Source organism: Sulfobacillus thermosulfidooxidans DSM 9293 (assembly GCF_900176145.1).
Taxonomy (GTDB): domain Bacteria; phylum Bacillota; class Sulfobacillia; order Sulfobacillales; family Sulfobacillaceae; genus Sulfobacillus; species Sulfobacillus thermosulfidooxidans.
This window is the reverse complement of the sequence record NZ_FWWY01000001.1, coordinates 2,923,247-2,937,177: the sequence shown is the minus strand read 5'-3', so window position 1 is coordinate 2,937,177 and position 13,931 is coordinate 2,923,247. Positions and strand designations below refer to the sequence as shown.

The window sequence follows — 13,931 nt, the reverse complement described above, 5'->3', positions numbered from 1 at the left end:
AAGCCTATGCCGAGTCATGACTTCGGCATGCCAACACCGTCCGGATTTCCCAAATTTAAACGAACTTTATTCTACTATTCCGCCAAATTTTCGGGCAACAAAAACCGGAGGCTATGCAAGCATAGCCTCCGACGAAGACCCGAGAATACGCTTAGTGATTAATTGTCCAGTAGTTGGGGTAGTTCAGATCTTCAATCGGGTTAAAGGCTGAATTGACACCATGAACGTAAGTAGCCACTTCGCTGAAAGTTGGGGTCCACGGCACCCAAATCACAGGCAAATCCTTCACGGCCCATGCCTGGTATGCATCCATCCGTGCCGTAATTTGGCTGGCTGTGCCAGGTTCATAAGTCTTCTTAATCAATGAGTCCATGGTCGAACTACTGTAACCGCCATAGTTAGCAGCTGACCCGGTTCCAAACAATCCGCCACCAGTGGGGTAATAATCAGGTTCATACGTCCAACCGCCGCCCCACCAGTCAAGTTGCCATTTCGTGGGGTCTCCCTGGTTAGCGTCTGAAATAATCGTGTCGAATGGCTGAGACAAGAGCGTCACCTGAATGCCTTCTTGAGCCCAATCTTGCTTCATCAATTGCACCTGATCCGTGATCGTGTTGCTACCGGAAACATAATCAAGAGTGAACGCAAGTTTTTGACCATTCTTGGTCATAACACCATTAACCAGTTTCCATCCATGAGCTTCCAAGAGTTTCTTTCCAGCTTGTGGGTTAAACGGTGCTGGATTCGTGAGATTGGGATCATCGAACTGCGTGGGCGGTTTCGATGGAATTGGTCCAAATTCGACGACACCGTGGCCGTGAAACAAGCTATTAATCATCCCTTGTTGATCAATACCCATTTCCAGTGCTTCGCGCACATACCGGTGACTGATGATTTGGCCAAACCCACCAGGAGCTTTGGCATTGTAATTGGGTTGGAGATAATTAAATCCGAACAGATATACAGTAGAAAACTTGTCCGCCGTGAGTTCGCCACGAGAATTCCACAGCGAGGGCGGCAAAAAGCCCACATTGACTTTTTGTGTCTTCAAATCAGCGAATTCCGCACTGGAGCTTGTCTCATATTTGTAAATTAACTTACTAATGCTTGCTTTATGCCCATCATAATTGGGGTTAGGCACAAAGGTCCAATATTGGTTGTTGGTCTTCGACGCCGCCGCATCAAATTTAAAGGCTCCATCGACAACATCAAAATATTTAGAACCGGGATCATTGGCAACGGATTGAATAAATTTCAATTCATTGTCGATATTTTTGTGAATATCCCACACCGATTTCGGTGCTGGTAGGATTTGCCCCAACCCGTTATGCAAAAACCACTGGGGGTTAGAGGGTTGAGTGAGTGTCACGACAACCTTGTAAGGTCCCTCGGCAGTAACACTCTTCCACCGAGTAGGAATTCCTCCAATCCCTGCTCCGCCATAACCCCATGGCAAAGACGAGGCGCCCGAACTCGCGGCCAACATGAGTTGTGTTGTCCATACCACATCCGCTGATGTGACAGGTTGGCCGTTAGACCAGTGCCATTTCTTGTTCAAAGTAATCGTATAAACTGTCCCTGTGCTGTTCCAAGTCACATTGGACGCTAACGACCGTTTGTAATCGATGCCGTCCGTCTTGGAAATGTGAATTAAGGGAACATACATCAACGACTGCATTTGGCTGTTTAAGTCACTATAAGCCGTTGATGCCACAACAGGAAACCACCAGTTTGGAGATGTCTGTGGAGCCAACGCGACCACCGCGACATTGCCCACAGGAGATTTAACTGCTTGGGATGAGCCTGTTGATGGTGTAGATGTTGATCCACAACCCGCTAAAACGAGAGACGATCCGATTATGCCCGCCGACAAGACGGCGACAGAACGACGCTTCATTATTATCCTCCTCAAGTAAGTATAAACAATGCATGGCATGAAGCCATTCTTTGTCCTCGTTTGCGGCACAATAAACACTGCCGAAATAAATTTGAGGCATATGGCAATTCGACATCATCATCCAATTTTCCTTCTTATTTTAATTCTTCCACTTTAGAATAAACCGGGTTAAAGCATCTTCTTGATCAAATTTTTTCTGTAGTCTTCATTTCTCAACCAAAAGTTACATTAATATATGCCTTCAAACAGGGGTTTTTGTGGATAGTTATACAAAGCAGTATGCCGTCGTTGAACACGTGTTATTCCCCAAAAAACAAGCAATTATTACCAACTTGTAACCGAATAATTTTGAGGAAATCCTTTATAACATTATCCTGCTGCAAGTATGCCCCACATTATTGTTTATACAATTATTGGTGCCGAACCAATTTTTTCTCCAAAAAAAAGCCGGCAGGAATCTCGTGATGAGATCCCTGCCGGATTAGTCAGTAGTTTCCCCTAATCGATTTACAGAACTTTAGTGATTAATGGTCCAGTAATTGGGATATTGCGTGTTGGTAATAGGATTATAAGTCGAATTAACCCCGTGGATATAGTTAGCGGTTTCGTTAAAGGTCGCCGTCCAAGGCATCCACAACACAGGAAGTTGTTTGGCGGCATAAGCCAAATACGCGTCCATCCGAGTCCGAATCTGACTCGATGTGCCAGGTTCGTAGGTGGCTTGGATGAGATTGTTCATCGTTGTGCTCTGGTAGGCACCATAGTTAGCCGATGAACCCGTCGCGAATAATCCTCCCCCAGTGGGGTAGTAATCAGGTTCATATGTCCATCCACCACCCCACCATACAACCTGCCACTTGTTTGCGTTAGCTTGGTTGGTGTCTGCAATCAAGGTGTTAAATGGCTGGGATTCTAAGTTCACCTGAATGCCTTCTTGAGCCCAGTCTTGTTTCATCAATTGCACCTGGTTCTCAACAGCCGACACGCCCGAGACATAGTCTAATGTAAAGGCTAATTTGAGGTTGCCCTTAGTCATAACCCCATTAACCAGTTTCCAGCCATGGTCTTCAAGCAACTTCTTTCCTGCGGCCGGGTTGTAGGGCGCTGGATTGGTTAAGTTCGAATCATAGAACTGCGTCACAGGTTTCGCAGGAATTGGACTAAATTCGGTTACGCCGTGCCCATGATAGAAACTATTGATCATGCCCTGCTGGTTAATTCCCATCTCTAAGGCTTGGCGAACATAACGGTGTCTAATAATTTGACCGAAGTTCCCTGGCGCCTTGTCACTAAAGTTCAACACCAGGTAATTGAATCCAAATGGATAAGCCGTGCTAAATCGGTCATCAACCAATTGGTTTCGCGAATCGTACAGAGAAAATGGCAAATACCCTACATTAATCTTGTTTTGCTTTAATGCGCCAAACTCTGCACTGTTGCTGGATTCATAGACATAGACCAATTTTTGAATGGATGCTTTGTGTCCGTCATAATTCGGATTCGGCACAAATGTCCAATATTGATTATTGGTCTTCGAAGCCGCTGCATCAAATTTAAAGGCTCCATCCACAACATCAAAGTATTTAGACCCGGGATCATTGGCAACAGACTGGATAAATTTCAGCTCGTTGTCCATGTTCTTATGAATATCCCATACCGCTTTAGGCGCAGGAACTATTTGCCCTAACCCGTTGTGTAAGAACCACTGAGGGTTAGACGGTTTGTTTAATGTCACGATCACTTTATAAGGCCCGTCAGCCGTCACACTTTGCCACCGGGTTGGCAATCCGCCAATACCTGCGCCCCCATATCCCCATGGGAGAGAAGAGGAATTTGAACTCGTTGCCAAAAGCAGTTGCGCCGTCCAAACCACATCTTGGGACGTAACGGGGGTTCCATTGGACCAATGCCATTTCTTATTTAGCGTAATGGTATAAACCGTACCGTTACTATTCCATGACACATTCGATGCTAAAGACCTCGCATAGTCAATGCCATCGGTTTTGGAAATATGCAATAACGGAACGTACATGAGTGAATTCATCTGGGAATTGTAGACCGAAAAAGCGGTTGAGGATTCCACTGGAAAAAACCAATTAGGTGACACTTGTGCAGGCAATGCAACCAACGCCACATTACCTACCGGTGACTTAATGGCCGACGCCGATGAGGCTCCTGAGGTTCCACACCCAGCCAATAGTAACGACGAACCCGCTACAGCTGATGCAAGTAAAGTCAAAGACCGACGTTTCATAATCTTTTGATGTCCTCCCCTGCTGCTCGCAATTTTCGCAAAAATACCAACAAATCACGACAACTTAATTCGACATTCCGAACCATGGAGCATTGTAGTCTAGTCATGGCAATTCGTCTAGGGGGAACATCCGTGCATTCATGCAATAGCGGTGAAGTTATATCCATTTTCTTCTTTTAAATATCCATAACAGAATAATTGAAATTAGCACAACACTGCCGATTACTAAATGAAATCCCCATGGATTACCGGCTCCCGGTATGTGATCAAAGTTCATGCCATATAACGCAGCAATCACGGATGCGGGCATGAACAATGCTGTCACAATGGTAAGGGTCTTAACAATTTCATTGAGGCGATTGGAAACGCTCGAAAGATAGATATCAAGCACGGTATCCATCATTTCACGGTATGTATCGGCCGAATCGGAGAGACGAATGACATGGTCGTACAGTTCAAAGGCGTAAATGGTATCCATACTGGGCTCACCACTCCAATAACGGGCAAGCTGGTAAGCAACATCACGTTCCGAACCAAGAATTCTACGAACCCGCATAATAATGCGTTTCAAACGAAAAATTTCTTCTTTTATCTGCGTATCGTCATTGTCATGCAATGTCTCATGTTCAATATGCGCAACCTTATCGTTAAAATAATCAAAAAATGGAAATGCCATTTCAAGCAGATCGTCAGCGACATAAAATGCCAAATGATTCGAAGACTGGATAAGTTGGGGATGTAATAGCAGCTTTTTGCGGGTTTCTTGAAAATCTTGCGCCACGGTAAAATCCGACGACCATGATAACATCACCTGAGGCGTCACAACAAAATGGACAGCAGCAATCTCGAGCTCATCAGTTTCCAATCCCGTTGGATTCAATTTGAATAAACGTAAATAGAAGAAATGGGGGTAGCGGTCAAACGCAGCTCGAGTATGGCCCTCACCGATAGGGGGCAGGGATATATTAAGAGTTCTTAGCTGGATGTCTAATTCTTGATGAGATGGTGAATTCATATGGACCCAACGGATTGGAGGATTACTATCCTTAAATGTGGTTTCTTGAATCCCCATATGCCACCTCCCACCACAGGGTGCCCCCTTTCCTCAAAAATCATTCATTAAATGGATAAGACCAAAACTAGGAGATGAGGCAGGAGACAATTGGTAGGATGACCAATGTCGATAATTGACATCAAACTCAAGCCCACATTATAATACATTGTCACTAGTTTTCAAACAATTACGGCGCTCATTAAGCTTTCGAAACTTAATGAGCTAAAATAACGACTTGTGCGGTGATAGACGGTTGAGGCAGGAGCGGATAACAACATGATTTCACCAGAACTCGAACTGCAAGATCCCCTTCAAGGGAATCAACCGGTACTGGAAAGAAAACGTAGTGCCTCTCGCGAATGGAGAGCATTTTGGAAAAATCCGCTTGCCCGTTTTGGCGTAGGTGGACTCCTTTTTCTTGTGCTGTTTACATTCGCTGGCCCTCTTTTTTATCATGCCAGTGCCTATCAACCCAATCTTCTCAGCACATTGCAGCCACCTAGCGCGAAATACCCGCTCGGCACGGATAGTTTGGGGCGGGATTACTTAGCGCGAATGATGCTGGGCGGACAATTGTCGCTAGAAGTTGGTTTTGCAGCAGCCTTAATGACAACCATTATTGGAGTCATTTACGGCTTAACGGCAGGTTTGATCGGCGGCGCCGTGGACTCGTTGATGATGCGTCTTGTCGATATTTTTATTGCGATTCCTAGTCTTTTCTTATTGCTCTTTGTAGATTCTGTATTTCGTCCGAGCGCTATTCTCCTCGTTATTATTATCGCTGTGTTGTCGTGGTTTGGCGTGGCACGTCTAGTGCGTTCTGAGGTGCTGTCCCTCAAACGACGCGATTATGTCGAAGCAGCTCGGGCTTTGGGAGCTACAAACTGGCGTATCATGATTAAACACTTATTGCCCAATGTCATGGGAGTTGTGATTGTGAACGCAACGTTCCAGGTCGCCGATGCGATTCTCACCGTGGCTGCCTTGAGTTTCTTGGGCCTGGGACTTCCCCCGCCAACGCCAAACTGGGGGGAAATGTTATCATCTAGCATGTCATACATGTTCCAAAATGCATGGTGGCTCATTTATCCTCCCGGATTGGCAATTCTCCTGGTCGAACTGTCAGTAAACTTTATTGGCGATGCATTACGGCAAGCATTTGATCCTCGCTTGCGGAAGTCCAGTTAGGAGGGCGACACGCGATGTTAAAATACATCTTTCGGCGCGTACTTCAGGCGATTCCCTCCCTTTTGGGTATTACGATAATTGGGTTTTTCTTGGTCCACATTGTTCCGGGAGGACCGGCACAAGCCATGCTGGGACCACGCGCGACCCCAGCTCGAATTGCTCAAGTGGACCAGGAATTTGGCCTTAATAAACCCTTACCTGTACAGTATATTCAATGGTTAGGGCAATTATTACACGGCAATCTGGGTACATCTTACTTTTATAATGAAACGGTGTGGCACTTAATCGCGGTAAATATGCCAAGAACGTTGTCCATCGTGGGTTTGGGTGTTTTGATTGCCCATATTCTGTCCATTCTTTTGGGCAGTTTACAGGCTTACTATCATGACACCAAGTTTGATTACATTATGACGGCGTTAACCTATTTCTTTTATTCGATGCCAATTTTTTGGTTGGGCATCATGATTATCATGTTTTTCTCAATCACGCTGAATTGGTTTCCCAGCGGAGGGCTCTCTAATCCCTTGAATCCCAATCCAGGATTTAGCTCATGGGTTGCCCATACAACATTACCGGTGCTTACAATTGTATTGACTACCGTCGCCGGTTGGGGCCGATACATGCGAACTGCTATGAGCGAGAATCTCATTCAGGATTATGTACGGACCGCACGGGCCAAAGGGATAAAGGAATCTGTTGTCGTCCTCAAACACGCTTTACGTAATTCGGTATTACCATTAATCACTTTGTTGGGATTTGCGCTGCCTAATCTTTTTTCGGGCGCGTTACTGGTCGAAGTGATTTTTAACTACCCGGGCATGGGCTTATTGTTCTGGGATGCGGCCAACCAACGAGACTATCCCGTTATCTTGGGAATTGTGGTTATTACAGGATTTTTAACCATTCTTGGAAATCTCTTGGCCGACTTACTTTATGGGCTCGTGGATCCGCGTATTCAATACAACTAACGCCGGATCTTTTTTCGAACGTCCAAGCAGGCAACACATTATCTGCTTGGGCGTTCTGCTATCTGTGCACAAAGAATGCGTCCTTTACTGCCTCTCTCTCCGACATCCGTCATGCTGATTTCATAAATCCAGCCAAATGTCGTAGACAAGATATGTTCGATGCCAGTAGCAACAAGTTGTTGCGGCAACCGTTCATACAGTTTTTTAGCTGGATTTAGCGGCATGGGACAATCGGACAAATGGTTGAACGAATGAATCACCACGGGCAAGCCATTACGCCGACGCTCCCTGATAAAATCGAGCAAACACCCACTCACACTCTGATCCGTATCTCCTTGTTCCAAGGCCAAGTAGATGACCGTTGCATATTTCACAGAGATAGCGCGGGGGTTTTCACTTGCACTACGGATCGCGGGTAGGGCAGGTAGGGCCGAAAACGCTTGGGTGTAAAAGTATAACGCCTTCACTGTCACATTCTCCTTGTCTGCAACTATTCCCCAAATTTTGTTGCGCCTCTTTGGTATAATACTAAAACATGAAGAAAGGACACATGACAGATCATTCTATGCCTATGCGGAAAAGAATACAGCAGTGGATGGGACTTTTAAGCGGCCTGATGGTGTTAACCGGATGCGGGACGAAAGTCAGTCTACCCCATCCGAGAATCTTTAATCGCCCTCAAATTGTCTTGGGATTCCCCCGGTTTGGACTGAATCCTTTCCAAAGTGCTGGACAACCACATGATTGGATTATGAGCGTCATGTATGACAGTTTGGTCAAAATTCGGCCCAACGGTAACATTGCTCCTGACATTGCCGATAAATGGCAAATTAAAAACCATTATACCGTTTACATTTTTCATTTGAATCCCCATGCCAAGTGGTGGAACGGGCGGCCTATCAGCGTTCACGATGTGGCCTGGTCTTATGAGCTCTACGCCAATCCTAAAGCTCCCATTCCCGCTTCCCAATCCCTGGCCTCGCTTATTCGCAATGTACACATTATTAATGCGAGCACCATTGAAATCCAATTAAGATATCCTGACCCCAGCTTTTTGGCAGACGTTGCCGGTGCCGGGAGCGGGCACTGGATCTTACCGGCGTTCATGGTACACAATGTCCGTATTAGCAAAATAGCTTCGTCGCCTGTTTTTAATAAAATCCCTGATATGATGGGTTCAGGACCATATCGGCCGGTAATGGCCTATCATGGAGGCATCAAATGGATTGCCAATCCTCATTATTTTTTAGGTGCACCTAAGACGCATGCATTAATCACGACGTGGGATAATTCGCCAACACCCGATATTAATTGGACGTCACAAACAATTGAAGGACAACCTCGTGTTTTGTACTATCAGGGACCCGAGTATTACATGTTACTTTACAACATGCAAGATGTGCCTTCAGCATTAGCCAAAGCACTCCCAGGACTCATCAATCGGATCGCCTTAGCGCGTGCTGAAGCAGAGCCATTTGTTCCGGCGTATGAACCCCTTGTGCCCGGAAGCCCTTATCATGTATCACCACCTCAAATCAATCCGCATACAATCCTCATGCAGGCCGGATATCAAGAGATTCACGGTGAATGGAGTCTTCCCCATCATCCGCCCCTGTCACTCACGGTGTTAACCGGTAATAGTCCAAGTGCCATGTTATTAGGCATCGCCATTCACCACCAATTGGCGCTAAGTGGCATTGCCAATCACGTGGTCACCACCGCAGATCTTCCTTCACTTCTAACCCATCACGCCTTTATGGTTGCCTTGATTGAACGACGGGCTTACCCCTACCCTCTTCTAGCCGAGGAATACGCTCCTATGAGTCCGCTCAATTATGGAGAATACCGTAACTTTAAGTTTCAGCACTCCTTAAAACATATCCTAAATGCGCCCAATTTGACGGCGTCAACCCAAAATGCCTTAGGCGTCCTATTACAATCTCCCCCTGGAGTCTTTTTGTTATGGCGCCAACATCAAGTCTTTGTGAATACAGAAGTCCAAGGATTTGAGATTAATGTTTTTGACCCATTATCTGGCATCCGTCACTGGAGGGTTCATCAACAAAAGACGCCATAACTACGCTCAAAAGATTCAGAAACCATCCCAATATTCCCCGGTCGGTTTGAACTTCGCGCGAGTTTTCGCGCTATCCCGAAACAATTCCAAAGACTTCGGAAGAATATTGTTCGCCAGCAATCGATTTAACCGAGCATTAAATTAGTGTGATGCGATGGATTAATCCATGATAGTGTCTGCCGAGTGACATGCTAAGCCGGTTCGTTTGAACAGCTCAAGATCTTGAGGATCCCCCACCATTCCGCGCTGCTACTAGCAATGCGGTCGCGGGACGAAGAATTTCCGGAGGACTACCTTGACCACCAAATCGGATCATGCTTTGGAGACATAGATGTCATCCTGTTCTTAAGAGAAAGAAATCGAACAGAATAAAAAATAAGCCCGTACACCTTAATTTTTCGTGTGTTCCGGGCTTTTTGATAATAAATTGTTGCAAATGGTCGGACTGGCGGGATTTGAACCCACGACCTCTACCACCCCAAGGTAGCGCGCTACCAAACTGCGCCACAGCCCGATTTCGTGCAAAGAGATTATATCATGGTGGCTATGTCTTAGCAACTGTTTTCTCTCGCTTTATTCCACTCAGCGTAACGAGCAAAACGAGAAGGATGGACCTTCTCGTTTTGCTTTTTTAGCGATGATAAAGCTCTTTCTTGCCTAAAAGCAGCTCGTCACTTGTAACTAATACGCGGATCAACCAAACTATATAGAATATCCGCTAAGAGATTGCCGACTACAGTGAGAAGCCCAATAATCATGATAATTCCCAACAGAATGGGATAATCCCGCTCATTGGCCGCGTTCCAAAACAAAAGGCCCATCCCCGGATAGTTGAACACTAATTCTACCACTAACGCTCCCCCAAACAGGCTCGGGATAGACAGGCCAAACAGTGTAATAATCGGTAGTAACGAGTTTCTCAATGCATGTTTAAAAACGACAGCCAGTTCGGACAGCCCTTTGGACCGCGCCGTACGGATATAATCTTGTAACATCGAATCGATCATAGAGGAACGCATAAATCGCGCCCATGATGCGACTGTCGCTAGCACCAAAACGAGGATAGGTAACGTGGCATGGTCAACATAGCCAACGAAACCTGCCGGTCCCCCGTTCGTAAAATTAATGCCTCCGGAAGGAAACCATCCGAGGTAAATCGAAAACACTAACACCACCATAATCGCCAGCCAGAATACGGGCATAGACCAGAAGAAAAAGGTGATCGTTGTAATCACATGATCAAACCAGCGGTTGCGAAAATATCCTTGAATCGTCCCAAGAATAATCGCGATGAGGTGAGAGATCATAATAGCAACCACCACAATCGCAATAGTATGCGGTAGATATTGGCCGATTACTGTCAGCACGGGTTGGTTGAAACTATAGGAATAGCCGAAGTTGCCATGCAGTAAATTGACAAACCATATCCAGAACTGAACGTATAGGGGTTTGTTCAGTCCGAGAGCGCGGTTAATGGCGGCAATCCGCTGAGGCGTTTGGTGTGGGCCCAACAAAGTTTGGGCTGGGCCTCCTGGAACAATATGCAAGAGAATAAAGCTAAAAATAGCAATCCCAATTAATGCAGGAATGGATTGAATTAACCGGCGAATAATATAGACCAACATGAGTGGCAACCTCCTTTATAAGCGAGTGTCAAGAGCGCTTTGCAACGCTTCCGAAATAAAGTTAATGGACAACAACGTCCACAACAGTGCAATACCGGGAGGATAAATCAACCACCATGCATTTTGAAACATGTAGTTCATCGAGGTCGACAGCATTTCGCCCCAGTTTGGTGCTGGAGCAGGTAAGCCCAGTCCCAGAAAGCTCAACGTCGCAATGGAAATAATGGAGCCCGCAATTTGAAAAATCGTCGCGACCATAACCGTTCCCATCACGTTGGGCAACAACTCGTGCAACATAATATGCCAATTACTTGCACCAAACGCTCGCGACGCCTCCACATAATCCCGTTGCTTGAGAGAAAGAACTTCAGAACGAACAATACGGGTCACACCAAACCATGACGTGATGGCAAGAATAATGGTAAGCAATAGAGCATTGGGTTGAAACACGGCATCTAAAAACAACAAGACAAATAAGGTGGGAATGGTCAGCAATACATCAATAATCCGCATCATAATGGCATCGACGACACCACCAGCAAGCCCACTAATCAGTCCATATCCGACACCAATAATCATTGAGGCAATAGCTGCCGCAAATCCTACAATTAAAGACACTTGCCCTCCCAGCATGAGACGGGCTAAATAATTGCGTCCCAGATCATCCGTTCCTAACGGGAACTGGGCACTCGGGGGCGACATTAATGCGTTGATATGGGTGGCATAGGCACTTGCAGGATAGATAAGAGGTCCAACAAAACAAAATAGCACAATCGAGGTCAAGCCAATGACGCCTGCAAGTCCTAAGGGATGGCGCCAAAAGGCCCGCCAGGTTCGAGACCGTAATGGTTTCTCCTCGTACACGGTCTGCTCTTCAAGTGTCAACGAATTTGGTGTCTGTGAAACCATGCGAGGCCATCCTTTCTGTTGTTAGACAATGCGTTTTATGCAAAACGGTATGATGAAAAAGACCGGAAGGGGCATAATATCCCTACCCCTTCCGGTTCTGACTTATTTCGATACCCACCAATAGTTCGGCGAGATGCCTCCGGTGAACGGATTAGCATATTTGACAACGTTATGAACATTCTTCGCCACTTCCGTATAAGAAGGAGGCCAAGGAACAAATAATACCGGCAGATCTTTCGCCACAAACGCTTGGAAGTTATACAACGCCTGCAACGATTGTTGCTGTGTGGGGTAGGGTTTATGCGTTAGGGCGATCAACTTGACCATTTCGGGATTGTAATATCCCTGGTTATCAAGCCCTTGGCCGGGTTTACCAAAGAGCCCGCCACCTGTCGGATACGATCCGCCCCAGGCAATCCCGCCGTAATCCATAATATCCCACTGGTTATTCGTCAGACCAATAATGGTACTAAAGGGTTCGGCCTTCAAAGATACATCAATGCCCTCTTTAGCCCATCCCTGTTGTAATAACGTCGCTTCTTGAACGAATGATTGCGACCCGCTAGAATACACCATCTGGAACTTCATTTGTTGGCCGTTTTTGGTCATCACGCCGTTGACTTCATGCCATCCATGCTCTTCCAAAAGTTTCTTTCCTTGAGCAGGATTGTAGGGATAAATAGTCTTCAATGACGGGTCAAAGAATATGGTCTTCGGCTTGGGAGGAATAATGCCGACCTCGTCGACCGCATTCCCATGAAATGCCGCATCATTTATGGCCTGTTGGTTGATGCCCATCTGCATGGCTTGACGCACGTACAGGTTCTTAAAGATATCCCCAACTCCATTAGGGGCATTGAGGCTCGCTTGGGAGTTGCCATGGTTCATATTGACGAGAACATCACCATAGGCCAAACTATTTTGAACTGACAAGTTATAGTTGTTATATAACGCTGCCCGTGATCCCCATAACGAGTTGGGCAAATATCCGACTTGAATTTGACCGGTCTTGAGTGCGGCAAATTCCGCATCGCCACTGGTTTCGTACTGGAAGATCAATTTCGAGACATAGGCTTTATGACCATCGTATGAAGGATTGGGCACAAAAACCCATTTTTGGCTGGACACCGCTTGACTCAACTTAAATGGCCCATCAACGACCTGATAGACACTAGACGTGGGTTCGGTCGCAACTTTAGCCAGATAATTTAATTCTTGGGTCATATTGGTTGGGTATTTATCAAAGACTGATTTGGGTAATGGCGTAAATTGCCCCAAACCATTGTAAATAAACCACTCTTGGTTAGCGGGTTGATTGAGCGTCACAGTAAATTGATACGGACCGTTAGCAACCACACTCTTTACACCCGAGGGAATGTCACCAGTCCCCGCACCAACATAAGGCCATGGGGCCGGCGCGTTCGACGCTGACGCGGCCTTAATCAAATCCCATGTAAAGACCACGTCTTGTGCCGTGACCGGATGTCCATTTGACCAGTGGTATTTTGGATTCATCGTCACCACATACTGCGTACCGGCAGCATTGGGTTTAATACTTTCCGCTATAGAGCGGCTATAATCTATAGATCCCGTGGGACCAACAGTAAACAAACTTTTATACATTAAACTCTGAACCCATGCATTATAAACACTGTCTGATGGACCATCCATAAGAGGAAAATACCAGGTCACATTACTATCCGCTGGCAAAGCCATCACAATCGTGCCGCCTGATTGCGGCTTTAACGATGCGGGTTGCCCTTGACTTGTCGTTGTCGGTGTACTGCCGCATCCTGCAAGAGCTAAACTCGCGGTCACAGCCAAGGCTGACGCGAGTGTGATTTTCTTCGACGTATTCCGCTTCAAGGAATCTCCTCCTAATCATGTTTACAGCACGACGAATGAATTAATAGAAGTACTTTTCAAGCGAATCAGTATTCGACAACGAAAAATGAAAAT

The 13,931-nt window shown here is 46.1% G+C and carries 10 protein-coding genes and 1 tRNA gene; 3 read left to right on the top strand and 8 right to left on the bottom strand.

Translation table 11 applies throughout. The features are described from left to right. Positions 1–151 precede the first annotated feature (151 nt). The 3 genes from B8987_RS14580 to B8987_RS14570 form a co-directional block, all read right to left on the bottom strand. On the bottom strand, positions 152–1,897 hold the full coding sequence (locus B8987_RS14580; protein ID WP_084661677.1) for a peptide ABC transporter substrate-binding protein: 1,746 nt from the start codon (positions 1,895–1,897) through the stop codon (positions 152–154). 517 nt (positions 1,898–2,414) lie between these two features. Beyond that, positions 2,415–4,151, bottom strand: a complete 1,737-nt coding sequence (locus B8987_RS14575) for a peptide ABC transporter substrate-binding protein (protein WP_020373111.1) — start codon at positions 4,149–4,151, stop codon at positions 2,415–2,417. 157 nt (positions 4,152–4,308) lie between these two features. Continuing rightward, complete coding sequence (locus B8987_RS14570; RefSeq protein ID WP_020373112.1) at positions 4,309–5,223, bottom strand: magnesium transporter CorA family protein; 915 nt, start codon at positions 5,221–5,223, stop codon at positions 4,309–4,311. 258 nt (positions 5,224–5,481) lie between these two features. On the opposite strand from B8987_RS14570, the gene B8987_RS14565 reads away from it, so the two are divergent. Both B8987_RS14565 and B8987_RS14560 read left to right on the top strand, forming a co-directional pair. After that, positions 5,482–6,393, top strand: coding sequence for an ABC transporter permease (locus B8987_RS14565; RefSeq protein ID WP_020373113.1), 912 nt, complete (start codon positions 5,482–5,484; stop codon positions 6,391–6,393). A gap of 14 nt (positions 6,394–6,407) precedes the next feature. Next, on the top strand, positions 6,408–7,361 hold the full coding sequence (locus B8987_RS14560; RefSeq protein ID WP_020373114.1) for an ABC transporter permease: 954 nt from the start codon (positions 6,408–6,410) through the stop codon (positions 7,359–7,361). A 38-nt stretch (positions 7,362–7,399) separates the two neighbouring features. Here the strand turns inward: B8987_RS14560 and B8987_RS14555 are convergent, their stop codons facing one another. Further along, positions 7,400–7,828, bottom strand: a complete 429-nt coding sequence (locus B8987_RS14555) for a threonyl-tRNA synthetase editing domain-containing protein (protein ID WP_020373115.1) — start codon at positions 7,826–7,828, stop codon at positions 7,400–7,402. A gap of 83 nt (positions 7,829–7,911) precedes the next feature. Between B8987_RS14555 and B8987_RS14550 the strand changes: the two genes are divergently transcribed. Next, positions 7,912–9,438: an ABC transporter substrate-binding protein gene (locus tag B8987_RS14550; protein WP_020373116.1), complete on the top strand. Its 1,527-nt coding sequence runs from the start codon at positions 7,912–7,914 to the stop codon at positions 9,436–9,438. 437 nt (positions 9,439–9,875) lie between these two features. Here B8987_RS14550 and B8987_RS14545 read toward each other — a convergent pair. From B8987_RS14545 to B8987_RS14530, 4 genes are all read right to left on the bottom strand, one after another. Continuing rightward, positions 9,876–9,952 (bottom strand) — tRNA-Pro (locus B8987_RS14545). A 157-nt stretch (positions 9,953–10,109) separates the two neighbouring features. Next, complete coding sequence (locus B8987_RS14540; RefSeq protein ID WP_020373117.1) at positions 10,110–11,063, bottom strand: ABC transporter permease; 954 nt, start codon at positions 11,061–11,063, stop codon at positions 10,110–10,112. A gap of 15 nt (positions 11,064–11,078) precedes the next feature. Next, positions 11,079–11,972 (bottom strand): ABC transporter permease, encoded by an 894-nt coding sequence (locus tag B8987_RS14535; RefSeq protein ID WP_020373118.1) that lies wholly within the window; start codon positions 11,970–11,972, stop codon positions 11,079–11,081. Between the two features lie 102 nt (positions 11,973–12,074). Beyond that, positions 12,075–13,838, bottom strand: coding sequence for a peptide ABC transporter substrate-binding protein (locus B8987_RS14530; RefSeq protein WP_084661676.1), 1,764 nt, complete (start codon positions 13,836–13,838; stop codon positions 12,075–12,077). Positions 13,839–13,931 lie beyond the last annotated feature (93 nt).

Coding starts and splice junctions, on each gene's coding strand:
- B8987_RS14575 (WP_020373111.1), bottom strand. CDS start 4,151: ATGAAACGTCGGTCTTTGACTTTACTTGCATCAGCTGTAGCGGGTTCG.
- B8987_RS14565 (WP_020373113.1), top strand. CDS start 5,482: ATGATTTCACCAGAACTCGAACTGCAAGATCCCCTTCAAGGGAATCAA.
- B8987_RS14540 (WP_020373117.1), bottom strand. CDS start 11,063: ATGTTGGTCTATATTATTCGCCGGTTAATTCAATCCATTCCTGCATTA.
- B8987_RS14580 (WP_084661677.1), bottom strand. CDS start 1,897: ATGAAGCGTCGTTCTGTCGCCGTCTTGTCGGCGGGCATAATCGGATCG.
- B8987_RS14570 (WP_020373112.1), bottom strand. CDS start 5,223: ATGGGGATTCAAGAAACCACATTTAAGGATAGTAATCCTCCAATCCGT.
- B8987_RS14550 (WP_020373116.1), top strand. CDS start 7,912: ATGACAGATCATTCTATGCCTATGCGGAAAAGAATACAGCAGTGGATG.
- B8987_RS14560 (WP_020373114.1), top strand. CDS start 6,408: ATGTTAAAATACATCTTTCGGCGCGTACTTCAGGCGATTCCCTCCCTT.
- B8987_RS14535 (WP_020373118.1), bottom strand. CDS start 11,972: ATGGTTTCACAGACACCAAATTCGTTGACACTTGAAGAGCAGACCGTG.